The organism is Vibrio sp. CAU 1672 (assembly GCF_029223195.1).
GTDB lineage: Bacteria > Pseudomonadota > Gammaproteobacteria > Enterobacterales > Vibrionaceae > Vibrio.
The window spans coordinates 39,566-63,595 of the sequence record NZ_JARHUF010000026.1 but is presented as its reverse complement, the minus strand read 5'-3'; the positions used below and the strand labels follow the sequence as shown (position 1 = coordinate 63,595).

The window sequence follows — 24,030 nt, the reverse complement described above, 5'->3', positions numbered from 1 at the left end:
TAAATTTTGGACACCTGCCAATAGCAGGTAAGCCACTGCGGAGTGGTAGTTCAGTTGGTTAGAATACCGGCCTGTCACGCCGGGGGTCGCGGGTTCGAGTCCCGTCCACTCCGCCACTTATTTGAGCGTCGTCTCGTTAAACACGAACTACAGGGGTGTAGCTCCAATTGGCAGAGCAGCGGATTCCAAATCCGCGTGTTGGGAGTTCGAATCTCTCCACCCCTGCCATATTTAAGGCCTAGTCGAAAGACTAGGCCTTTTTCGTATTGCTAGCTTTCAACTCAGCAGCGGATTCCGCCAATCTCCAAGAATACGCGTGTTGGGAGCTGAAACGCCAGCCCGGTCGGTTCTCCGAAGTGCCGGCCCGGTCCATCGGTGCCATCTTTAAGGCTCCAGCAGAAATGCAGGAGCTTTTTCATTTGTGGTTTCGCTACGGTATGTCCCTAGAGGAGCAGAGTTCTCGATAATGACCGCGGAATCACATACGGCGCGAGCTTTGTCTGATAAGATTTTGCGATAGAAAGCGCATTCTTTATTGTTGTCGTTGTTAAGATTGTTAATTTTGAGGGGCGATGAAAAACTGGTTTAAAGAAAGACATTATCTGGTTTTGGTGATTGTTACGTTAGGGCTTCTAACATGGCATCATTTCGGTATGGTCGCGACGGTAAGTGTTCCTGCAGAGGCGTTCAGGCGGGCGACGCTACTCAATGATACGGTTAATGGTGGCCGCTCAACGGGCGAGTTGTTTTATGCCCAACAATCATTGCGCCTACAGTGTCAGACTGCCCACTCACTGACTTTTCCCTTCTGCAGTATGATGATCCCTCTGGTGGAAGATCCTACTTCTGGCCTTGACCTGAGGCGTTATGACACTCTAATTTTTACCCTGGCTTACCATGAGGCTCAGAACCTTCATGATACGGTATTGATCTATCTACTTAACGCGGAGCCAAATACTGCTGAACATCCTGCTATCGATTTAAGAGCTAATCTCTCTACCATATCGCAACCCTCAGGCCAGAGTGTGCGCTATGCATTGCGGCTAGATCAGTTTCATGTTCCCTCTTGGTGGTATCTGGCTCGCCCCACAGATATCAGTACATCAAGAAACCTGGATCAGGTCCAGTACCTGCAAATATCTACAGGTGACAGTCGTGCATTAAAAAACACCGAAATCATTGTTCGGGATGTGAGCATTAAAGGAAAGTGGATTGATAAGGAAACGCTGTACATTATTTTGCTCTCAGTGTGGGTTGTGTACGCGATCATGCATTCTGGCTGGCGATTCTTTTCTTTAAAGAAGCAAGTTCGCGCTAAAGAGATTCAGTTGGAAATACTGCAAGACGAAAAAGAGAAATACGCAGTCTTAGCGAAAACGGATGCCTTGACTGGGGTTTTAAACCGAAACGGATTTAACTATGCATATGAACAACATAGCAAAAGTCCCACGTTCGACAGTCTGATCTTGTTTGATGTTGATGACTTTAAACTTATCAATGATACCTATGGCCACGATAAAGGCGATCAGGTGCTGATTCAGCTGACCAGAATCGTTTCTGCGCTACTTAGGGAGCATGATGAGCTCGTCCGTTGGGGGGGAGAAGAGTTCATTATTTTTTGTCCGCAAACCAAGGCGGATGGGGCACTAGCATTCGCCGAACGTATTCGCTCTAAGATTGAGTCTTTGCGTATCAGTAAACGAGTCAGTATCACCTGCTCATTTGGGGTAGCCCCCATCCTGACGACTTTTGATTTAGCATTTCAGAGCGCAGATAAAGCGCTCTATTTGGCGAAAGAAAGGGGTAAAAACCGGGTTGAGTGTATCGAGCGATGGTAGCGAAATGATATTTCTCGAATGCCTTGTAAGGATTATAGTGAGTTGTGGTTATCAAGTAATGTTGAAAATCAATACTCAAGCCAGTGCTTTCATCGTGATGATCACCTCAACGGTTCCTGCTATGATTGATTATCAATACGATTATTTAGGAAGTATTCTATGCCTCACCTTCGTTTTAGAGCGGTCGAACCGCAAACGGTTCAAGCGCTTTCTGCCTCGCTAACGGATGAATTGCAGCCACTAATGAAATGTCCTCGAGAGGATTTTACCTTTGAGTATATCTATTCAACATTTTTTGCAGAAGGTGAGGTAAGTAGTGCCTACCCGTTTGTTGAAGTTCTGTGGTTTGATCGAGGCCAGGAGACACAAGATAGCGTGGCCAGCGTTATCACTCAGCAGGTGCGCGGTATTCTTGGTCATGAAGTGGATGTGGCCGTTATTTTTACCGCACTGGCTACGAGGCAATACTACGATAATGGTGAACATTACTGATAGGTAAGTAAGATGAAGCTGAGCGTATTGAGTGTATTTCTTTTTTGTTCAGCTTCATTGCTTGCCTCTCCTTGGGAGGAGGTCAAAGCTCCGACTCTGCATCAGCCTTCTTCGATAGGCGGTTATGCCAATGGCTGTTTGGAAGGGGCGGTTCCATTGCCGCTAAATGGTGTTGGTTATCAGGTTCTGCGCAGCCAGGCAAATCGCTATTATGGGCATCCAAGAGCTATTCAGTTTGTTGAGCGACTTAGTCTCACCCTTACCCAACGTCTTGATACTATTCTTTTAATCGGTGACTTATCACTACCTCGTGGCGGGCGCTTTGCTTCCGGCCATTCCAGCCACCAGACAGGCCTTGATATTGATGTTTGGCTTCGCTTTGCTGATACGCCGCTATCAGAACGAGAACTTCAGCTGCCTGAGCCACTGAGTATGGTGGATTTTCAACGTTACTCGATTTCGCCCCTGAACTGGGATGAGCGCCATTTTGAGATGGTTAAATATGCAGCGCAAGATCATGCGGTGGCACGTATTTTTGTTCACCCGGTTATCAAGCAGCAGTTGTGCCATCAGGAGAGTACCAGCGGGGACGGGAGGCGATGGTTGCAGAAAGTGCGCCCGTGGTGGGGCCACCATTATCATTTCCATGTTCGTTTAACTTGTCCTGCTAATAGTTCCAGTTGCATTGAACAAGCGCCGCCACCCGAAGGAGATGGTTGTGGTGCTGAACTGTCGAGTTGGATAACCCATATCAAACAAAACCAATCAACAGCGAAGAAACGTACTCGCTCACCGGGAAAACACAAAGTCATGCCAGATCAATGCCAGTTGCTGCTCACAGGCAATGCACGGTAACGGTATTTAAAAGGTGATGTTGGTTCTTTGCTGGTAGTCTTTAGTGCAGATTAGTGCACAGCAATTCTGGCTATGAAACTGGAGAAACATCACGCTTTTGTCTAAAGTGATTAATACAAGTATTAAAAAGCGGCTGTTTTGCCGTGACATATTATAGAAGTTATAAATAAACAAATGCTTAGCCGTTATTTGTTGTCCGGTTATCTCAATGTTTAAAAGGAGCATTTTCGTTACGATGCACCTCTGATGACGGTTGGTTGGAATACAGGATGAGGCAATGCAGAGACACGTCCCAGGACGTACTGGTTTGCTGCCCGTTGAAGAGTGACTCGAGGATAAGACCATGACAATGATTTGCGCAAAAGAGTTTGCTGAGTGGCTGAGACACCGATTCTGCAATGAGTCGGTCGGCGTTTCGATATCTCGCCAAGACATTAACCAACTGACCGGGCGGCAAAGGCTCGACCCTGGGTTTATTAGTGATGTGCATTATGAATTGATGCAGCACGGTATGGCATTTGTCACGGATACCTGCAGGGAGACTTTTTATCTGATCCCTATTTCTCAAGCCAAAAACTGGCGAGACAGGCTAGAGTCCCATTTTGAGAAAGACATATTTTGCAATATTTACCCGATAGAAAAATCAGGCTAATAAAAAGGTTCAACTCTGGATACAAAGTTGAACCTTTTAAACTTTATGCGAGACCTTGAATAATTACGAATTTCTCTAGTAATTGTTCTTCGGTTTCTACGTGATTGGGATCGGTAATAATGCATTTAGTGATCGGACAAACCGACTGGCAAGTCGGCTTGTCATAATGACCTTTACACTCGGTACACAGGTCAGGGTCAATCTCAAAGATAGTGTCACCCATGGTAATCGCACCGTTAGGGCACTCCGGGTCACACATGTCACAGTTAATGCACTTGTCCGTGATCAGCAATGCCATGCTTATTTACCTGTCGGGTTACGGGTATCCTGACCTGCATTCAGATTACGCATCAATAGGCCGTATTCCAGATCCATGTCTTGTGGTACCGGGATAAATACGAAGTGACCGTTACCCTTTGCATCTTCAATCGATTCTGATTTGCGGTTTTCCATCGCTTCAAGGGTGAAGATCACGTTGCCTTTTGGCGTCATTAACTCAAGGCTGTCACCGACAACGAATTTGTTCTTCACTTCTACTTCGGCCATGTCACCACGGCGCTTACCTGTGAACTCACCAACGAACTGCTGAGCATCAGATACAGAGTAACCGTAGTCGTAGTTTTGGTAGGCATCGTGAGTGTGACGACGCAGGAAACCTTCGGTGTAACCACGGTGAGCCAGGCTTTCCAGTGTCCCCATCAGGCTTTCATCAAATGGCTTGCCCGCAACAGCATCATCAATCGCTTTGCGGTAAACCTGAGCGGTACGTGCACAGTAGTAGAATGACTTAGTACGGCCTTCAATTTTCAGTGAGTGCACGCCCATCTTAGTCAGGCGCTCCACGTGCTGGATGGCACGCAGGTCTTTTGAGTTCATGATGTAAGTGCCGTGTTCATCTTCGAACGCCGCCATTTTTTCTTCAGGGCGGTGGCTTTCAGAAAGCAGAACCACTTCGTCAGTCGGTTTGCCACGACCGATGGTTGTTTCAGGACGTTCGTCCTGAACTTCGATTGCTTGTGTCTGGCTTGGATCGAACTCTTCGACGATCTGACCTGCGTCGTCTTCCTTGCCTTTCTCTACTTTGTATTCCCAACGGCATGCGTTAGTACAAGTACCTTGGTTAGGATCACGCTTGTTAATGTAACCAGAAAGCAGGCAACGACCAGAGTAAGCCATGCATAGAGCACCGTGAACGAAAACTTCCAGTTCAGTTTCAGGACAGTGCTGGCGAATTTCTTCGATTTCTTCCAGAGAAAGCTCACGAGAAACGATCACACGCTCAACGCCGTTAGCTGCCCAGAACTTCACTGTTGCCCAGTTTACCGCATTCGCCTGTACAGACAGGTGGATTGGCATCTCTGGGAAGGCTTCACGAACCATCATGATCAGGCCCGGATCAGACATGATCAGTGCGTCTGGACCCATTTCTACCACAGGTTTAAGGTCGCGGATGAAAGTTTTAAGCTTAGAGTTGTGCGGTTGGATGTTACATACCACGTAAAGCTTTTTGCCGAGGGCATGCGCTTCATCGATACCAATTTTCAGGTTCTCGTGGTTGAACTCGTTGTTACGTACACGAAGGCTGTAGCGAGGCTGACCAGCGTATACTGCATCTGCGCCGTAGGCGAATGCGTAACGCATGTTTTTAAGGCTACCTGCTGGAGACAGTAGCTCAGGTACGAATGCTTTCTCAGTTGTCATTGCTCAATTCTCTTAATATCTGATCACAAGTCAGGCCAAATCCACCTCATGGAAATGGGGCGCAAATTTTACGTCAAAACGTGACCTGTGACTAGGAGAATTATGGTTTAGATAAACAAACGCCCTCAAAAAAGTGAGGGCGTTGTGGTTAATCTTTGTACGAGGTTAAGCGTTCGGGTTAGGCAGACCACCCAGTGCTTCGTATAGATTTGGTAGGAAAGCGCTGAACTCGCCACACATGAGAGAGAAGTCTGCATCGAAGCGAGCTGCTTGATCTTCACGTGGAATATCGTCGTTTTGATCTTTTAGTTCATCAGAGAACTTGAGACGTTTGATGCCGGAATCTTCTGCCATGATGAATTCGATACGATCTTGCCAGTTTAACGCCAGCTTAGTCACTACTTTATCGGCTGCGATGTGGTTGCGGATTTCGTCTGTCGTTAGCTCCTGCTTCTTACAACGAATCACGCCGCCTTCTTCCAGCACCGATTTAAGCTCTGCTTCATCCATCATAGTGATGCCTTGCGGTGTGTCGCCTGTCTTCACCCATTCAGTCAATGTGGTTTCGATCGCGACCTCAGGAATAGCAGGTACAACCGGTAGGCTACCCATAGTCTTACGCAATAGAGCCAATACGTCTTCAGCTTTTTTGTAGCTGCTGGCATCAACCAGGATGAAGCCTTCTTTTGGCATGATCAGCACGTAAGTGTGGCTGCTACGACTAAATGCACGTGGCAGTAGGTCCATGACGATGTCATCTTTGAGGTTGTCTTTCTCTTTCTTCTTAAGAGGACGACCTTCTTGTGCTTCCATGGTTTCGACTTTGGCGCTCAATGAATCTTTGATCACTGACGCTGGTAGCATTTTTTCTTCTTTCTTGGCACAAATCAGAATGCGGTTTTCTGATACGTGAGTCATCATGTCGCCATGTTTGCCCATCACGTTGACCCAACCAAACTTTTGCTTATCTTGGCTGCCGCACGGAGTAAAACGAAACTCGGCCAGTTGAGTTTCCAGTTGGTCTGCATTGAAGTTAACTTCACGGTTAACACGGTATACCAGACAGTTTTTAAACCACATAAATCTTCTCTAGGCTGATGACAGGGCCGTAATCATAGGAAATTTTGTCCTGAATGTCTTAAGTGAAATGCAAAATATCAGAATGAATCCCAAAAGAAAGTTATGTGAAAATTTGTTTTCAAAGGTCACAAAAGTGTCATAATTGGTAGTGATAATGCTTATGCATAGAGGAGCGCTTTGTCGCTTAACTTTACTAAGTCAACGAACATAAGGTTATTCAGTTATGTCTAGAAGGATTCTGGTTGTTGAAGACGAAGCGCCAATCCGTGAAATGTTGTGTTTTGTGCTTGAGCAGAAAGGTTATCAAGCAGTAGAAGCCGAAGACTATGACTCTGCGGTATCGAAATTGGCGGAACCTTTTCCTGATCTGGTGTTACTAGACTGGATGCTGCCGGGTGGCAGTGGGATTAACTTTATCAAACATATGAAGCGTGAAGAGCTGACACGTAACATTCCGGTGGTGATGTTGACCGCACGCGGTGAAGAAGAAGATAAAGTGCGTGGTTTGGAAGTTGGTGCCGATGACTATATTACCAAGCCCTTTTCTCCCAAAGAGCTGGTCGCGCGCTTAAAAGCGGTTATTCGCCGGGTGACGCCTACTGCATTAGAAGATGTGATTGATGTACAAGGACTAAAGCTCGATCCTGTCTCTCACCGTGTGACGGCCAATGATCAAGCGTTAGATATGGGGCCGACAGAATTTAAAATGCTGCACTTCTTTATGACTCATCAGGAGCGGGTCTATAGTCGTGAGCAACTGCTGAATAACGTTTGGGGCACTAATGTGTACGTCGAAGATCGTACTGTTGATGTTCATATCCGGCGCCTGCGTAAAGCACTTGAAGCGGCCGGCCACGATAAACTCATCCAGACAGTGCGCGGTGCGGGATACCGCTTCTCGACTAAAGCTTAAGGCTTTAGCAGAACCTTATTCGGAGCAATGAGTGGTTGAAAGATTAACTTGGAAAAGGCTGGCCTGGGAGCTGGCTTTTTTTTACACACCCTGGCTGATTGTCGGGTGGATATTTGGCTACATGCCGTGGTTGCTGTTGGCGGCGACGGCGTTGCAACTTGTGTGGCACCTGCATAATCAAGTCCGGCTGTCGGCTTGGTTATGGGATGAGAAGCGGTTGACCCCTCCGTCTGGCAGTGGCAACTGGGAGTCGTTGTTCAATGGTTTATACCGTTTGCAGCAGCGACAGCGACGCAAGCGTAAAGAGCTGACCAACTTAATTCGTCGTTTTCGTAACGGTGCGGAATCACTCCCGGATGCCGTGGTGGTGTTTCGCGCCGAAGGCAATATTGTCTGGTGCAACCGCCTGGCGCAGCACTTGCTAGGTTTTCATTGGCCGGAAGATTCCGGACAGCCGATCTCTAACTTGATCCGCACTCCTGATTTTATCAAATACCTGAGTAAAAGTGACTTTTCCGAGCCGCTGGAAATGCGCTCGCCGCTCAATGTTGAACGCATGCTTGAGTTACGGATAGTGCCCTATACCGAAGGTGAGCACCTGATGGTGGTGCGGGATGTGACCCAGCTTAAACAGCTGGAAGGTATGCGGCGTAACTTCTTTGCCAACGTATCACATGAGTTGCGTACGCCGATGACGGTTCTGCAGGGTTATCTGGAGATGACTGAAGATCCGGATATGGTTGTCGGACCGATGTGGAGTAAAGCACATGGAGTGATGACAGAGCAACTTAACCGGATGAATGGTCTGGTTAATCAGTTGCTTACGCTATCTAAGATTGAAGCGGCGCCAATGCATGAACTGGAAGATGTGGTGGATGTCCCTGGCATGCTGGATGTATTAGAGAAAGAGGCATTAAGCCTGAGCGGGGACAATAACCATCAGCTGCATTTTGATATAGATACCGGACTGCGTGTGTTGGGCGATGAAGATCAGCTGCGCAGCGCAATATCGAACCTGGTATATAACGCAGTGAAATATACGCCGCCCGAAGCCAATATTTATGTGCGATGGTTTCGAACGGCGCAAGGCGCGTGCCTGGAAGTGGAAGACAGCGGTGACGGCATTGAACCTCAGCACCTTCATCGTTTAACTGAGCGCTTCTACCGCGTGGACAAAGCTCGCTCGCGGGACACCGGGGGGAGCGGCCTTGGCTTGGCGATTGTTAAGCACGCTTTAAGCCACCATGACTCCCACCTTGAAATACAAAGTGAAGTTGGGGTTGGCAGTAAGTTTTCATTTGTTTTACCTAACCGCCTGGTGGTGAAGGCATGACGAGCACCAGAAAACTACTCTCATGGGTAGCCCTGAGTATTTCACTGCTTGCGGGAAGCGCTTCGGCTGATGAGCCGCGGCTGCCGCCTTACCAGAAAACCAGTGGTATTGTGGGTAACCTGTTGTCGGTCGGTTCCGACACCCTGGCAGGCATGACCACCTTGTGGGTTGAGGAATTTCAGTCGATCTATCCTAATATCAATGCACAAATTCAGGCTTCCGGCTCTTCGACCGCCCCGCCGGCGCTGACTGAGCAAACCGCACAGTTCGGCCCGATGAGCCGGCCGATGCGCTTAAGGGAAGTTGAAGCCTTTGAGCGAGAGCATGGTTATAAGCCGACGGCCTTGCGGGTTGCCATTGATGCGATTGGGATCTTTGTCCATCAGGACAACCCGATTGAAGGGCTGAACTTTCGGCAGCTGGATGCGATGTTTTCTGCCACCCTGCGCTGTGGTGAGCTTGACTTTATCACTAACTGGCGGCAGCTGGGGATTAAAACTGATTGGGCGAAACGCAACTTACAGCTTTTCGGTCGCAATTCTGTGTCTGGTACCTATGGTTACTTTAAAAGTAATGCCCTGTGTGGCGGGGATTTTAAGACCCGAGTGAATGAACAGCCTGGCTCGGCATCGGTGGTGCAGTCTGTGGCTTCCAGCGTCAGTGGGGTTGGTTATTCCGGGGTTGGTTACCGCGTTTCAGGAGTGCGGTTGTTGCCGATCGCCAAAACTGGAGCCGATTATGTCCGGCCAACGCGAGAAAATATCGTTTCCGGGCGTTATCCGCTGTCCCGTTACCTGTATGTGTATGTTAATAAACACCCCGATCACGCTTTGAGCCCGATTGAGGCGGAATTCATTCGGTTTATTTTTTCGGCTGAGGGCCAAACGTTGGTCGCCAAAGATGGTTACGTGCCGATATCCGGTGAATTTGCTTTACAGGAGTTAGCAAAAGTCGGCTTATAAGCCGACTCTCTGTTACTCGTTTATCAGCTCTAGTTTCCAGCCGGTATTATGCCAACGTTGTTGCTCTTCAGCTAAGTCTGCATCAAGCAGTTTGTTGTTTTCCAGCCAATCTTTATCCGGACTCGACAGTCGCCATTTGTCATTTTTGAGCGTTAGCTGCACCTCAGCCTGAGGCATGTCGCTGCGTTGTCCATTAAGGACAATCGCCAAACGCAGCAGCTTGATCAGGCTTAACACCTCGCTTTTTTTGTATAAGTTAAACTCGGGTAACTCATTAAGCCTTAATGACTTGCGCTGGAAGCGTGCCAGCGTCGCCAGCAGAAGTTGTTGCTCACTGTTGAAGCCTGGTAGTGTGGAGTGCTGGAGAATGTAGCAGGAGTGACGATGGAAGCCTCTAAAGCTGATACTTAAGCCGACTTCGTGCAGCAGTGCCGCCCATTCCAGCAGAACGAACAGTTCGCTTTTCTTTTTGATCCCGAGGTCGACATGAATTTGCTGCAATAGCTCTCGCGCACAGCCTTTGACCCGCGCGGCGTGCTCAAGATCAACATGATGTTTCAGTGCCAAGTTTTCGGTAGTGCGCATGCGGATGTCGGTACGGGCAAACCGTTGTTCCATCTCATACAGTAATCCCTCCCTTAATGCGCCGTCAGAAAAAAACATCTGTTCAATGTTGAGCGCCTGAAACAGGGCGGTTAATATCGCGACTCCCGCGGCAAAGACTGGCTTGCGTTCATCGGCCAACCCTGCCAGCTCCAGGCCATCGATGTTCTCCAGTGCACACAATGTCTCAATCAACTGGTGTAAGCGGGGCAGGGTGATCATGCCATCGTCGTGTCCTTGCCCTAACAGTACTTCGCGGATCGCTTTGATGGTTCCTGAAGAGCCTAACGCAATGTCCCAGCCTTTCTTCTGGTATTTACCCGCGATGGATTCAAGTTTTTGTTCTGCCGACAAGATGGCCTTGTTAAAGTTCTTACGTGATAGCTTGCCGTTTTTGAAATAATGCTCAGTGAAATTGACGCAGCCCATCCGTTTACTGTTTAGCAGGTCAGCCTCAAATTCCTGACCGATGATCATCTCGGTGCTGCCCCCACCGATATCGACTACCAGTTTTGAGTTTGACTCAACTTGGGTATGTGCCACCCCAAGGTAAATCAGGCGGGCTTCTTCCTCGCCGGAAATGATTTCGATCGGGAACGGCAGGACTTCGCGTGCCCGTTGAATAAACAGGTGCGCGTTTTTCGCCTGACGCAGGGTATGAGTAGCCGCAATACGCACATTGGACGGCTCAAAACCCTGAATTCGCTCAGCGAACATCGCCAAACACTCCAGGCCTCTTTCCATCGCGGCATGGCTGAGGTTCATTTCATTATCAAGTCCGGCAGCCAGGCGTACGCGTTGTTTGTGGCGGCTGACCAGTTGTAGATCGCTGCCCACCACTTTGGCTACTACCATATGAAAGCTATTCGAGCCGAGGTCGATTGCGGCGATATAGCGTACATTTTGTTCAAGTATCTGAGACATCTGATTTTTGCTTTCTGGTTTGTTTCTCTATGTTTTTAAGATAGTCGTAAATGGCTAATTGGGAACGAACTTTTTTCCGGTTACCGCGCGAGACGTACTGGTTGCTCATCTCTTTATCGAGCAAGCGGGCTTTGACCGTATCAGTAAACTGGATATTAAGGATATCGATAATTTTTTGTTTTAACCGAGGATCACGGATAGGGGTGGCGACTTCAATGCGGTGGTCAATGTTCCGGGTCATCCAGTCTGCCGATGAAATGTAAACTTGAGGGTCGCCATCGTTGTGCGTAATGATGACGCGAGGGTGCTCCAAAAACCGGTCGACAATACTGATGATACGGATATTGTCACTGACGCCTTCGACTCCGGGTACCAATGAACACATGCCTCGGATGATCATATTGATTTTCACGCCGGCATTGCTGGCGCCATAAAGCTTATTGACGATGCCTCGATCAACCAGATTATTGACCTTAAGGGTCAGGGCGGCTTTTTTGCCGGCTTTAGCATGGGCGATTTCACTGTCGATAAGGCGGTAAATCTGTTTGCGCGAATTGCGCGGCGATACGAACAAGTGGTTGAAGCGTACCGGTCGGTAGGGGTTTTCTATGTAGCCAAATACATTGCGCACTTCGTTGGTCAGCTCCTGATCGGCGGTGAGCAGTGAAAAGTCGGTATAGATGCGGGCGGTTTTTTCATGGAAGTTGCCGGTACCGATATGCGCGTAGCGTACGATTTGGTCGTCTTCTCGGCGGCTGATCAGCAATAGTTTGGAATGGATCTTCAATCCCGGGGCGCCAAAGACCACGTGCACCCCCGCCTCGGTGAGCACTTTCGACCATTCGATGTTGGCTTCTTCGTCGAAGCGAGCCTGCAGTTCCACCACCACGGTGACACTTTTACCGTTATGCACCGCATCGATCAGTGAGTTCATCAGCCGGGAATCTTTAGCTACCCGGTAAACGTTAATTTTGATCGAAATCACTTTGGGATCAAACGAGGCCTGACGCACCAGCTCCGAGATATGGTCAAAGGTGTGGTAGGGGTAATACAGCAGAATATCCTGTGCTTTGATGGCGTCAAACTTGTTGGGATGACCTTCAAAATCGGCACACTTTAACGGTGCCAACGGTTTGTTCTCCAGGTACTCACGGCCAACGTTAGGAAAGGCGATAAAATCTTTGAAGTTATGATAACGGCTACCCGGGATCAGGCTGTCGTAGTGAGAGATTTGCAGTTTCTGGCACAGAAACTCGAGCATGTCATCTGGCATGCCCCGCTCATAGACAAAACGTACCGGCATGGCGGTTAAGCGTTGGCTGACGCCTTCCGACATCTGTTCTAGCAGACTGAACTCGATTTCGTTGCGTAAGTCGTACTCAGCATCGCGGGTCATTTTCATGGCATACCCATTGAGCTCATCATAATCAAAAAAGCCTTTAAATAGGTCGTCCAAGCAATAACGGATAATGTTATCGAGCAAGATAATGGTCTTGCGTCGCTTGCCTTTTTGCTCCGGCACCATAACAAAGCGCGGCAGGTGATCGGTGGGGATCTCGATCAAAGCGTACTGAGATTGGGTCTCTTTGCTTAGTTTGACCGCAATGTACGCGTACTCATCTTTGAGGAACTGCAGGACATCAATTTCATCTTTCATTAACAGTGGCGTAATGTGCGGCAATACCTGATTGTGGAAATACTTGGTGATCCACTTCTGCTGCGATTCATCCAACTGGGTCTCGTTGACCAGAAAAATGCGGCGACGTGCCATTTCCCGGATTAATTCACTATATAATTCATCGAATTGTTCGTTAAGCTTCAAAGCTTTCGATTGCATTTTGGCCAGGAGATGTTTGGGGTTGTCACTGCCGCCGCGTTCCTGATTGATCATGATTCGGCGTTTCACATCGGCAAAACGAACTTTATAGAACTCATCCAGATTGTTGGAAAAGATCCCCAGAAACCGAATACGCTCAATCAGCGGGACGGTTTTATCCGCGGCTTCTTGTAATACCCGCTCATTGAATGATAACCAGCTCAGTTCTTTTTCTATGTATAATTTTTCTGCGCTCATAACCTTACCTGACCAAAAAGTAAAACACACCCGATAGGGGACGCGGTGTGTATGAATGAGAACATTATGTGTTTTTTGTTACAGATTTATTTCATATTAAGTATTGCACAATAGTTGTATTCTTTTCAGGTGTTTAATGTGATCTGTAATATAATTGTCATCTAAGCGACATATTCTGGTACTGAGTCAAAAAAGGTAGAGAGATAAATGGCACAAGCCGAGTTTTCATTGCAGGAAAAAGATAAAAAGCGTTTGATTAAAGATCGTTTGATTCGTCTTGCAGTGACGGCCGGTGGAGTCGGGGTGTTGGCGGCGCTGATATTGATTTTTGTTTATCTGGCAATGGTGACCATCCCTCTGTTTTCCGATGCAAAAATTGAAACCAATTATGCTCAGCGCCAGATTGAGGCCAAGCAGCCGTTTGCGATCGCTGTTGATGATTACGCCCAACTGGCACTGGTCTTGACCCGCAATGGCCAGGTTCACTTTCTTTCCCTGCAAGATCCGAATGCCCCCGCCGTACATGTCGAACAGTTAGCCACTAACCCGGTTGCGTTTGCGCAATCTGTGCCGGGCATGGGCTGGTATGGGTTGGTTGATGATAATGGCAGTGCGTATCTGTTTAAGCCTGAGTTTAATGCGACGCTGCGTGAGAATGCGCGCTCACCGGAAGTCATCCACTATCGTGCCGAGATGGATATGCGCTTGAGTGATCCCAGCGATCCAGTACGCCAGTTTGTCTTTGCATTCAATGAGTCATCGCCAGTGATGGTATGGCAAACGCAATCCGGTCGGTTGGCCGCGCGCTGGCAACAGCCCCGGTCATTTGGTAACGGTGTTACTACCATCAATTATACCTTCTCCTCCGCATTCCGCGCTCCGGAGCAGATGTTGCTGACGCCAGATGGCCAAACGCTGTATTTACGTCAAGGCTCGGAACTGGTTGTTCTGCAGCAAACTGAGCAGGCTTTTGCTGTCCGGGAGGTGGTTGATCTCAGCCAGGGAGAAACTAAGCATGAAGTGCGTAGCATGGATTTGTTAGCCGGTGCGTATTCGTTGCTGGTAACCCACCAGGACGGGCAAGTATCACAGTGGTTTGATACCCTGCAGCAACAACGCCGAGCTCTAACGCATATTCGCGATTTTAAACTCGCTTCTGAACTCGCGTTCCTGTTGCCGGATACGCACCGCAAAGGCTTCTTCAGCTTTTTCGCCAATGGCACAGTGCAAAGCCATTACACAACCAGTGAAAAGCTGGTGATGTTTCAGCGGGCTTACGCAAAATCGCCGCAGTTGGCCGCGATGTCCAACAACGAGCGCTATGTGATCACGCTGCTGGGTAATGAGTTGAGTGTTGCCCTGGTGGATAATCCTTACCCGGAAGTGTCACTGTCTTCATTGTGGAGTAAAGTCTGGTACGAGGGCTACCCTGAGCCGGAGTACGTGTGGCAGTCCTCCTCGGCCAGCGATAATTTTGAAGCTAAGTTCAGCCTGATCCCGATAGCCTTTGGGACGATTAAAGCTGCGATGTTCGCGATGCTGTTCTCTGTCCCGATAGCGGTGCTGGGCGCGATCTATACCGCTTACTTTATGTCGCCCCGTATGCGGCGTGTGGTCAAACCGTCGATTGAACTGATGGAGGCCTTACCAACGGTGATCATTGGTTTTCTGGCCGGGCTGTGGTTTGCGCCGATTGTTGAAGACCACCTGATTTCGGTGATCGTGTTGTTATTCATGTTACCCCTCAGCACCATACTGATGGGCGGAGTGTGGGCCGCCATTCCTGGCACGCTTCGCAACCGCCTGCCAAATGGCTGGCATGCGCTGGTGTTAATGCCGGTGCTGGTGGCTGTCGTGGGCTTTGGCTTGTGGATGGCGCCGTTGCTGGAACAAACGTTCTTTGGCGGTGATATTCGTTTGTTTCTCACTGAGCGGGGGATTGGTTTTGATCAGCGCAATGCTTTGGTGGTCGGGCTGGCGATGGGGTTTGCGGTGATCCCGACCATTTTCACTATTGCTGAAGATGCCGTGTTCTCTGTGCCTAAGCACCTGTCTGATGGCTCTCTGGCATTGGGGGCAACACCATGGCAGACCTTGATTTATGTTGTGTTGCTGACGGCAAGCCCCGGGATATTCTCCGCGATCATGATGGGGCTTGGACGTGCTGTAGGAGAAACGATGATCGTCCTGATGGCGACCGGCAATACCCCGTTAATGGACTGGAATATTCTCGAAGGATTACGCAGCCTGTCCGCGACTATTGCGGTAGAGTTGGCTGAATCTGAAGTTGGTAGCACCCATTATCGCTTGCTGTTTTTGGCGGCACTGATCCTGTTTGTGTTCACCTTTGCCGTCAACTCCCTGGCTGAATGGGTTCGTCAGAGATTGAGAGAGAAGTATCGTGCATTGTAATCAAGTGGACATAGAGCGAGTAGCAGCGTGTTGAAATGGATCCGTTCGGGTGCGCCCTGGATTTGGTTAACTGGTGGCGCGGTCAGTATCAGCTTGCTGTCAGTGCTTGGACTATTATTGTTGATTGGCTGGAAAGGGCTGACTTACTTCTGGCCCGCCCCGCTGTATCAGTGGAATGTGAGCGAACTAACCCCGGTACAAGGTGAGGTGCTGGATAAGAATACCATCCTGGTTGGCCAGGTGTATGAGCGCAGTTTTGTGCCCAGAAGCTATTTACCGCCACAGTCGGCAGGTAAACTGGCCGATGATGAAGAGTTTGCCACCCGGCTGAGTATTAAGATTGCCAACCGTGAGTTGTATCCGTCGGATTTTATTTCTGTGTTGCAAATGCAGCTTGATGAACCGACCAAACCGACAGACTGGGCCGTGATAGAGCGCAGTAGCGGCGGGTATTTCTTTGGCAAATTCATCGCGTTCCGAGATGGTGAAACGTTATATCAGGATGATATTCAGTCAGTACTACAGAAAAAGCTGAGCGACGCTGATACCCTGCGCGACGAGATCCAGTTATTAGTGAGTGAGCAGTTGCAGTCTCTGGGCTGGCAGCTGGAGCAATTGCGTTTAGATAAGCGTAAACGCGAACTTAATGGGGCGTTAACCGGCGCTTACCTGGCGGATTATGCAGCCAGGCAAGCTCAGATTGAGTCGCAACTGGCGATGTTAGAGTTGCAGTTAGATGGTCTGAGGTTGCAACTGTCGGATTACGCCCTGCTGGTGGAAGACATGACAGGACAGCAGGTGGCAATCCTGTTGGAAGATATTCTGGATTACTGGTATCCCAACCAAATGTCGACCCTGGATAAAGTGCTGCATTGGGGCAAACAGGTGTGGAAGTTTTTATCCGAGCAACCCCGAGAATCCAATTCAGAGGGCGGGGTATTCCCAGCTATCTTCGGTACGGTCTTTCTGGTGTTGATCATGTCGATCATTGTGATGCCGCTTGGGGTGGTAGCGGCGATTTATTTGCATGAATACGCCAAAAACACTCTGCTAACCCGCATTATCCGGATTGCGGTCATCAACCTTGCCGGGGTACCGTCGATTGTGTATGGGGTATTCGGTTTAGGCTTTTTTGTCTATACCATTGGCGCATCGATTGATAATGTATTTTATGCTGAGCGTTTGCCCGCGCCGACGTTTGGTACGCCGGGCCTGCTGTGGTCGGCATTGACCCTGGCGGTGTTAACGTTGCCGGTGGTGATCGTCACGACCGAAGAAGGTTTGACGCGTATTCCCAGTTCAGTCCGTCACGGCTCGCTTGCTTTAGGAGCAACCCAGTTTGAAACCTTGTGGCGGGTGGTGTTGCCGATGGCGACGCCAGCGATCATTACCGGATTGATTTTGGCTATCGCCCGTGCCGCTGGGGAAGTTGCACCACTGATGTTGGTTGGGGTGGTCAAGCTGGCATCAAGCCTGCCGGTGGACAGCCAGTTTCCCTATGTGCACTTAGAGCGCAAGTTTATGCACTTAGGATTCCATATCTATGATGTGGGTTTCCAGACCTCCAATATCGAGGCGGCGAGACCGTTAGTGTATGCCACCTCATTTTTGCTCGTGACGGTGATAGTCGGGCTAAACTTAACAGCAATAAACATCCGCAACAATTTACGCGAGAAGTACAAAACATTAGGACAAGATTAAGTATGCTGAACTTCGATAGTGCATTGGGATTTCCGCCCCCGTTAGATGTCCATAATCTGACGGATGAACAAACGGCGATTTCAATTGAAAACCTTAATCTTTTCTATGGTCAGGCTCAGGCGCTCCATGATATATCCATGCGTATCCCGAAAGGGCAGGTCACCGCCTTCATTGGCCCCTCTGGCTGTGGTAAATCGACGTTATTACGCTGTATCAACCGGATGAACGATCTGGTCGAAGGGTGTAGCGTGAATGGTAAAGTGTGCCTGCATGGTAAAAATATCTATGCTCCCAGTGTGGATGTCGCCACGTTGCGGCGTCGGGTCGGAATGGTTTTTCAGCGGCCTAACCCGTTTCCGAAGTCGATTTATGAGAATGTGGTTTATGGTTTGCGCTTGCAGGGGATTAAGAACAGCCGGGCTTTGGATGACGCCGCCGAACGTTCATTACGCTCTGCGGCACTATGGGATGAAGTGAAAGACCGTTTACATGAAAATGCCTTTGGCTTGTCTGGTGGCCAGCAGCAGCGTCTAGTGATTGCCCGGGCGATTGCGATTGAGCCGGAAGTGCTGCTGTTGGACGAACCGACCTCCGCTTTGGATCCGATATCAACCTTAACGATCGAAGAGCTTATCAATGAGCTGAAGACTCAATATACTGTGGTTATTGTTACCCACAACATGCAGCAGGCGGCAAGGGTGAGCGATCACACCGCTTTCATCCATATGGGCAAACTGATTGAATATTCTGATGCGGACTCGATTTTTACCTCGCCACTGAAAAAGCAGACAGAAGATTACATTACCGGCCGCTACGGTTAGATTTACCAACACTGAAATAACAGGGACAAGTATGCACTTTGGACGTCACATCTCCGGGCAATTCAATGCCGAGCTGGAATCGATTCGCACCCATGTACTGACCATGGGCGGGCTGGTTGAGCAGCAGCTCTCTTTCGCCATTCAGGCGTTGCATAAAGAAGATATTGAGCTGGCACGCAAAGTGGTCCGTGACGATCATAAAGTGAACGCCATGGAAGTGACCATCGATGACGCCTGTACCCGCATCATTGCCAAGCGCCAGCCGACGGCGAAAGACTTGCGCCTAATCATGGCGATCATTAAAACCATCACCGATTTGGAGCGGATTGGTGATGTTGCAACGCGTATTGCGTATGTCGCAATTGAAAGTCCCTCCTCGAAAGAGCGCCAGTTCCAGGTTTCTCTCGAACCACTGTGCCGCCAGGCGATCCAAATGCTGCATCAGGTACTGGATGCCTTTGCCCGCATGGATGTGGATGCTGCAGCAGAAGTGCATAAGCTGGATGATAAGCTGGATGCTGAGTACGAAGCGGTTATCCGTCAGCTGATGACCTATATGATGGAAGACCCGAAAAACATTCCGCATATTTTGCAGGTGATGTGGTCTGCCCGGGCGATTGAACGGGTAGGCGACCGCTGTCAGAACATCTGTGAATACATTATCTACTTTGTCAAAGGGAAAGATGTACGCCATCTTGGCGAGCAAAGCATTGATGACGTACTGAAGTAAACGTTAGAAACGCAAACCAAAACCGACAGAAAAGTTAATCATAGTGTCAGTGAAGGTGTGGGTTTTACCGTCTTTGAAGACGTCAAGATCTGCCCCTGCTCTTACGGAGAACACTGGATTCACCTGATAAACATATGCTCCCCCGACACTCAGGCCAGCAGTCTCCCTCTGCTCCTCGCGATATCTTCCCTCATAAGCCGCTAAGCCCAGACTGGCCTGAAATCCCATTTGAGGCTGATGGGCAAACATATGCTCAAAGCCGATGCGGTAAGCGTCGATTTTTTCATCAAAATTACCGCTTTTGTAACTGACTTGTGAGTAATCCAGAAAGAGTGCGTCGAATCCGGCCACATCAGTAGCCCCAAGTTGGATGCCAGCCCCACGAAATGACCCAATTTTGAGCTCCGGAGAGATATACCAACCGGAAGCTTGTGCAGAAAGAGGCGCGATTAATAGCGCCATTAATGACAGTGAATGTTTCATCGCTCTACCTGGAACCTTCGCCGTTATGTATATCTGCTAACCCAGAGTTAGTTGAATTTGATTTGTACACCGACACCTCCGGCCACATCTGATGAAGAGTATTTGCCAGACGATTCGTAGTGGAAGGTGCCGGAGACGCTTATCTGATCATTGATTCCGTAAGCGCCGCCAACAGCCAGAGCTTCTTTGCTGCCGGAAAAACCGACACCGGCACCTAGAGCAAATTCACCATTGGCCGCATAAGGACGTGCATTGGTCACGGCATGCAGGCTCGCACGGATACCATCCATCTGTTCGGCTTGTTGATTTAAACGATAGTCGTATTCTACTGCCAAGTTTTCGAGATAATTAAGGCGATCGTCGACCGGAGTAGCCTCAATTGGGTTAGATGGCAGCTGAGGTGTCGGGCGATCAGGGATCCCAGGTATACCATTGTCTTTTTCTGGCAATACCGGTTGTTCCGGAGCGGCTTCTATAGGCGGTGTTGCCGGCATGTCGGGGCGTGGACGGTCCGGGATGCCAGGAACACTGTTATCCACTTGCGGTAAGGTAGGATGCTCAGGGATACCCTGAATTGGATTGGTCGGAATGCCCGGGTTGGGCCGGGGTGGCTCCAGTGCGGCAAGTGCTTGGAATGACGCTAGAATGGCACATGCGGCGGCTAGTTTAACAGTATGGTTAGACATATCTTTACTCTCAATAATTAAACAACGGCAGCATCCTTACTGTGGCTTTTCGCTGTTGGCGAAGTTCCTTTAAGTTGAGCGTCATTTTATTGAGTGATTTTGGTTATGACTAAGTAATAGACGTTATCTCGGTGATAAGCTCTACTTATTTACCTGCTTGGTAAGTATCTCCTGGATTAAGCCGAATAGCCACCGTACTAGTGGGTTGTTGCGGTTGCGTAAATGCGTGTGACAAAATACCGGGATGTCGAAAGTTCGGCCATCAATCGCAACATCGATAGCACGTAAATTAGGGTATTGTTCCACCGGGAAGAGGTTGGAGTGCGGAAAGTACATGTCAGTGTGTTGAATCACATCAATCACAGCCATCACCAGCTCTGAACGAAAACCAATTTTGTGCTCGATGCCCCTTTGCGTCAGTATACGTGAGGCTACGCTGAAGTTGTCATTCCAGCCCGGTGTAATCAGCGACGCAATTTCATAGCGCGAAAAGTCTTCTGGTACAGCTGTGGTTTTTTTTATTGGATGGTCTTTGCGGACCAGTACCCTACCACTTAAATCGATCAGCTTCTGGGCGTAGATTTCCTTATTCGGTAGTTGCACACCATAATTGATACCAATCAGTGTTTCACCTTTTATGAGCTCATTTTCACTATTATTGTTCCAACTGACCAACTCTAACTGAGCTCTGGGAGCTTGCTGGCGAAGTTGTTCAAACAGGCTTCCAGACAGGCAGTTTAAGGTTATAGGAGATAGTGCAATACGCAGCTTATGGTCAATTTCACCGGGGTTAAACTGGTAAGAGCGGTTCAGTGCGGCAGCGAGTTCATCCAGGATAGGCGCGATTTGATTAGCCAGCGACTCAGCAAAAGGAGTCGGCTCAAGTCCGGTTTTGACTTTCACAAACAACTCATCATTAAAATGGTGACGCATTTTTTGCAGTGCTTGACTGATGGCTGGCTGCGAGACAAGCAAACGTTGCGATGCTTTACGCATGTTTTTTTCTTGTATCAATACCATAAAGGTTTTGAGCAGGTTCAGATCAAGATTGTGGAACCGGTCTTTTGCCATAGCAGATCTCTAATACTTTTCTGGAACAAAGGTTTGATCGTGAATTGACGTCCGCACGTAGCCTTCGGTGTTCAATTTAGGCAGTACAATTTTTGGGTGGTCAATCTCTTTATATTCAATTTGGCTGAGTAAGTGGCTGATACAGTTGAGCCGGGCGCGCTTTTTATTGTCGGAAGGGACAACCCACCAGGGGCTGTGTTTGGTGTCTGTGTAAGCAAACATTTTGTCTTTGGCTTCTGAATACTCCGCCCAGCGGTTACGCGATTCTAAATCCAGCGGGCTGAATTTCCAGCGTTTTATCGGAGTATTGATCCGGCCCCGAAAGCGCTTTTCCTGCTCTTCATCCGAGACGGAAAACCAGTACTTGATCAAGATAATTCCGGAACGTTGCAGCATGCGTTCAAACTCCGGGCAGGAGTGCAGGAATTCTTCATATTCTTCCAGGGTACAAAAACCCATGACTTTCTCGACCCCGGCACGGTTATACCAGCTGCGGTCAAACAGCACCATTTCTCCGGCTGAGGGCAGATGGGCCACATAGCGTTGGAAGTACCACTGCGTTCGCTCTTTTTCGGTGGGAGCGGGCAGGGCAGCGACCCGGCATACCCGCGGGTTGAGTTTTTCGGTGATCCGTTTGATGACCCCACCTTTGCCGGCGGCATCTCGTCCTTCAAAGATCACCACTACTTTGAGGCCCTTGAGCTTGACCCACTCTTGCAGCTTAACCAGTTCAATTTGCAGCTTTTCCAGCTCGTTTTCATAGCCCTTTTTTTTGAGTTTTGACATGCTTTACCTTCCTTTGTTATCAACATGTTAGCACTCAACTGGGTTGGTATGTTGATCTTTTGTGCAAATTTTAGGTTGAAACGCCGGGTAAAACGGTTGGCACCGGGTGTTGGTCAGCCGGCCAAATACCGCAGAAGCTTGCGCAGATCAGTTCGTCCTTCTGGAACTGACCTGGGTTAAGCAAAATTTATCGTTACCCTCGTTTTAGGGTAGCCGTCACACTGGCGATTGCTTCAGTGCTGGTGATGGGAATGATAAAGTCATCCACCCCGGCAGCGCCCATTTTGCTTTGTGCAGCGATGAAGGTCATCTGACTCGGGCGAGTGGTTTTTCCGGAAAGATGCACTTCCTCAATCTGCGCCTGTTCAATCAGTTGGTTGACATTTCCGGCATTCACGCCAGCTCCCGCCATGATGGAGATACGCCCGTGAGCTTGTTGCACCAGAGACTTTAAAACCTCAATCCCTTGCGGTGCACTGGGGGCCAGGCCGGAAGTCAGGACGCGCTCACAGCCCAGACTAATGATTTCTTCCAGCGCCTGTGATGCTTCTCGACACTGATCAAAGGCCCGGTGGAAGGTGACGCCTAAGCCGAGTGCATGAGCTTTTGCACACAACGTAGTGGCATGGGGCAGATGAATGTGTCCGTCGTGCGTCAGGACGCCCAGAACCACACCATCTAATCCTGCCAGGTGTGCTGACTCAATATCCAGACACATTGTTTCAATTTCCTCTTCGCTGTAGAAAAAATCACCCTGGCGGGGACGGATCATGGCGTAGACCGGGATGGGGGAGCATTTCGCGGCTAAGCGCATAAAACCGTAACTGGGGGTAAGCCCGCCGAGACTGAGCGAAGAGCACAGCTCGATGCGGGTGGCTCCGCCGGCAATGGCATTGTGGAGCGATTCAATGTTGTCAATGCAGACTTCTAACTGAGCATTCATTTACTTATCCTGGAGAGTCGTTGTTGCGAGCAATAGTAACAGGGCTTTGTTCAGGATTTTGTCTGCAACAGGTTAGAAATAGAGGTAAAGTTTGCTGTGAGTTAGTGCCTCTTTTGTGGGGATTTTGAACATGAAAAAGCCCGGAGCAGGGCTCCGGGCTTGGATAGGACTTTACTTCGACTGATTGGCGTTTGCGCTTTTTGCGCGAGCTTATTGCTTTATTATTTGATATCCAACCGCCACACCTATTGAGCTTAGGTGCTGTTAAGCAATTATTTGCTTAGGTCGTCTGCGTGCTCAGATAGGAATGCAGCGACACCTTTTGGTGATGCATCCATACCTGCTTTACCTTCTTCCCATTGCGCTGGGCATACTTCGCCGTGTTTCTGGTGGAAGTTTAGAGCGTCAACCATGCGTAGCATCTCATCGATGTTACGGCCCAGAGGCAGGTCATTGACTACTTGGTGACGAACCAGACCGTCTTCGTCGATTAGGAATGAGCCGCGGAAAGCCACGCCTTCTTCTGGGTGTTCAACATCGTACGCTTTGCAGATTTCGTGCTTAACGTCAGCGATAAGTGGGTACTTAACCTGGCCAATACCACCGTTTTCAACCGGGGTGTTACGCCATGCGTTATGTGAGAACTGAGAGTCAATAGAAACGCCGATTACTTCAACACCTTTTGCCTGGAAATCTTCGTAACGGTTATCGAATGCGATCAGCTCAGAAGGGCAAACGAACGTAAAATCTAGTGGGTAGAAGAAAACTACAGCTTTCTTACCTTTCGTGAACTCTGCAAAGTTGAAGTTTTCAACGATTTCACCGTTACCTAGAACAGCTGCTGCAGTAAAATCAGGGGCTTGACGACCGACTAGTACCATTTTATTGCTCCTAAAAAATATGTTTAGTTCCAAACCGTTTTACAGTATTCAGGGCTTGGTCCGTGTTTGTACGAGACAAACTATAGTAC

At 48.9% G+C, this 24,030-nt stretch carries 22 protein-coding genes and 2 tRNA genes; 13 read left to right on the top strand and 11 right to left on the bottom strand.

What is annotated here, in order from left to right; genetic code table 11:
- Positions 1–39 precede the first annotated feature (39 nt).
- The 6 genes from P2G85_RS18235 to P2G85_RS18210 all read left to right on the top strand — a co-directional run bounded on the left by P2G85_RS18235 (position 40) and on the right by P2G85_RS18210 (position 3,837).
- A tRNA-Asp gene (locus tag P2G85_RS18235) sits at positions 40–116 on the top strand.
- 35 nt (positions 117–151) lie between these two features.
- A tRNA-Trp gene (locus tag P2G85_RS18230) sits at positions 152–228 on the top strand.
- A gap of 344 nt (positions 229–572) precedes the next feature.
- A complete protein-coding gene (locus P2G85_RS18225) occupies positions 573–1,838 on the top strand; it encodes a GGDEF domain-containing protein (protein ID WP_275865497.1) in 1,266 nt (421 codons plus the stop codon).
- A 159-nt stretch (positions 1,839–1,997) separates the two neighbouring features.
- Positions 1,998–2,330, top strand: a complete 333-nt coding sequence (locus tag P2G85_RS18220) for a DUF1904 domain-containing protein (protein ID WP_275865496.1) — start codon at positions 1,998–2,000, stop codon at positions 2,328–2,330.
- A gap of 12 nt (positions 2,331–2,342) precedes the next feature.
- Positions 2,343–3,185 carry a penicillin-insensitive murein endopeptidase gene (gene mepA, locus P2G85_RS18215; RefSeq protein ID WP_275865495.1) on the top strand — a complete coding sequence of 281 codons (843 nt, stop codon included), beginning with the start codon at positions 2,343–2,345 and terminating at the stop codon, positions 3,183–3,185.
- A 343-nt stretch (positions 3,186–3,528) separates the two neighbouring features.
- Complete coding sequence (locus P2G85_RS18210; RefSeq protein WP_275865494.1) at positions 3,529–3,837, top strand: hypothetical protein; 309 nt, start codon at positions 3,529–3,531, stop codon at positions 3,835–3,837.
- 43 nt (positions 3,838–3,880) lie between these two features.
- On the opposite strand, the gene P2G85_RS18205 is transcribed toward P2G85_RS18210, so the two are convergent.
- The 3 genes from P2G85_RS18205 to rdgC form a co-directional block, all read right to left on the bottom strand.
- Complete coding sequence (locus P2G85_RS18205; RefSeq protein WP_275865493.1) at positions 3,881–4,135, bottom strand: YfhL family 4Fe-4S dicluster ferredoxin; 255 nt, start codon at positions 4,133–4,135, stop codon at positions 3,881–3,883.
- 2 nt (positions 4,136–4,137) lie between these two features.
- Positions 4,138–5,538, bottom strand: coding sequence for a tRNA 5-hydroxyuridine modification protein YegQ (gene yegQ, locus P2G85_RS18200; RefSeq protein ID WP_275865492.1), 1,401 nt, complete (start codon positions 5,536–5,538; stop codon positions 4,138–4,140).
- 165 nt (positions 5,539–5,703) lie between these two features.
- Positions 5,704–6,618 carry a recombination-associated protein RdgC gene (rdgC, locus tag P2G85_RS18195; protein WP_275865491.1) on the bottom strand — a complete coding sequence of 305 codons (915 nt, stop codon included), beginning with the start codon at positions 6,616–6,618 and terminating at the stop codon, positions 5,704–5,706.
- Between the two features lie 223 nt (positions 6,619–6,841).
- On the opposite strand from rdgC, the gene phoB reads away from it, so the two are divergent.
- Genes phoB through P2G85_RS18180 form a run of 3 tightly spaced genes read left to right on the top strand, consistent with a single transcriptional unit; the run spans position 6,842 to position 9,826 of the window.
- Positions 6,842–7,531, top strand: coding sequence for a phosphate regulon transcriptional regulator PhoB (phoB, locus tag P2G85_RS18190; protein ID WP_275865490.1), 690 nt, complete (start codon positions 6,842–6,844; stop codon positions 7,529–7,531).
- Positions 7,532–7,562: 31 nt separating this feature from the next.
- Positions 7,563–8,864, top strand: a complete 1,302-nt coding sequence (gene phoR / locus P2G85_RS18185; RefSeq protein WP_275865489.1) for a phosphate regulon sensor histidine kinase PhoR — start codon at positions 7,563–7,565, stop codon at positions 8,862–8,864.
- Complete coding sequence (locus tag P2G85_RS18180; RefSeq protein WP_275865488.1) at positions 8,861–9,826, top strand: phosphate ABC transporter substrate-binding protein PstS family protein; 966 nt, start codon at positions 8,861–8,863, stop codon at positions 9,824–9,826. Before phoR ends, P2G85_RS18180 begins: the two co-directional genes overlap by 4 nt.
- A gap of 12 nt (positions 9,827–9,838) precedes the next feature.
- On the opposite strand, the gene ppx is transcribed toward P2G85_RS18180, so the two are convergent.
- Together ppx and ppk1 are read right to left on the bottom strand one after the other, a co-directional pair.
- On the bottom strand, positions 9,839–11,353 hold the full coding sequence (gene ppx, locus P2G85_RS18175) for an exopolyphosphatase (protein ID WP_275865487.1): 1,515 nt from the start codon (positions 11,351–11,353) through the stop codon (positions 9,839–9,841).
- Entirely contained in the window at positions 11,337–13,427 is a 2,091-nt protein-coding gene (gene ppk1, locus P2G85_RS18170) for a polyphosphate kinase 1 (protein ID WP_275865486.1), read from the bottom strand. Before ppk1 ends, ppx begins: the two co-directional genes overlap by 17 nt.
- 207 nt (positions 13,428–13,634) lie before the next feature.
- Between ppk1 and P2G85_RS18165 the strand changes: the two genes are divergently transcribed.
- From P2G85_RS18165 to phoU, 4 genes are read left to right on the top strand one after another with little or no spacing between them, the layout of a single operon-like run.
- The gene (locus tag P2G85_RS18165; RefSeq protein ID WP_275865485.1) at positions 13,635–15,839 is read left to right on the top strand and encodes an ABC transporter permease subunit; all 2,205 of its coding nucleotides are present in this window, start codon (positions 13,635–13,637) and stop codon (positions 15,837–15,839) included.
- A 27-nt stretch (positions 15,840–15,866) separates the two neighbouring features.
- On the top strand, positions 15,867–17,540 hold the full coding sequence (gene pstA, locus P2G85_RS18160; protein ID WP_275865484.1) for a phosphate ABC transporter permease PstA: 1,674 nt from the start codon (positions 15,867–15,869) through the stop codon (positions 17,538–17,540).
- 2 nt (positions 17,541–17,542) lie between these two features.
- The gene (gene pstB / locus P2G85_RS18155) at positions 17,543–18,361 is read left to right on the top strand and encodes a phosphate ABC transporter ATP-binding protein PstB (RefSeq protein WP_275865483.1); all 819 of its coding nucleotides are present in this window, start codon (positions 17,543–17,545) and stop codon (positions 18,359–18,361) included.
- 31 nt (positions 18,362–18,392) lie between these two features.
- Complete coding sequence (gene phoU, locus P2G85_RS18150) at positions 18,393–19,091, top strand: phosphate signaling complex protein PhoU (protein ID WP_275865482.1); 699 nt, start codon at positions 18,393–18,395, stop codon at positions 19,089–19,091.
- Between the two features lie 3 nt (positions 19,092–19,094).
- On the opposite strand, the gene P2G85_RS18145 is transcribed toward phoU, so the two are convergent.
- The 6 genes from P2G85_RS18145 to P2G85_RS18120 all read right to left on the bottom strand — a co-directional run bounded on the left by P2G85_RS18145 (position 19,095) and on the right by P2G85_RS18120 (position 23,941).
- Complete coding sequence (locus P2G85_RS18145; RefSeq protein WP_275865481.1) at positions 19,095–19,574, bottom strand: hypothetical protein; 480 nt, start codon at positions 19,572–19,574, stop codon at positions 19,095–19,097.
- 47 nt (positions 19,575–19,621) lie between these two features.
- Positions 19,622–20,260, bottom strand: a complete 639-nt coding sequence (locus P2G85_RS18140; protein WP_275865480.1) for a YadA-like family protein — start codon at positions 20,258–20,260, stop codon at positions 19,622–19,624.
- A gap of 141 nt (positions 20,261–20,401) precedes the next feature.
- Positions 20,402–21,331, bottom strand: coding sequence for a LysR family transcriptional regulator (locus P2G85_RS18135; protein ID WP_275865479.1), 930 nt, complete (start codon positions 21,329–21,331; stop codon positions 20,402–20,404).
- Between the two features lie 9 nt (positions 21,332–21,340).
- Positions 21,341–22,117: a polyphosphate kinase 2 gene (ppk2, locus tag P2G85_RS18130; protein WP_275865478.1), complete on the bottom strand. Its 777-nt coding sequence runs from the start codon at positions 22,115–22,117 to the stop codon at positions 21,341–21,343.
- 193 nt (positions 22,118–22,310) lie between these two features.
- Entirely contained in the window at positions 22,311–23,060 is a 750-nt protein-coding gene (locus P2G85_RS18125) for a copper homeostasis protein CutC (RefSeq protein WP_275865477.1), read from the bottom strand.
- A 272-nt stretch (positions 23,061–23,332) separates the two neighbouring features.
- Entirely contained in the window at positions 23,333–23,941 is a 609-nt protein-coding gene (locus P2G85_RS18120) for a peroxiredoxin C (protein WP_275865476.1), read from the bottom strand.
- Between the last annotated feature and the right edge of the window lie 89 nt (positions 23,942–24,030).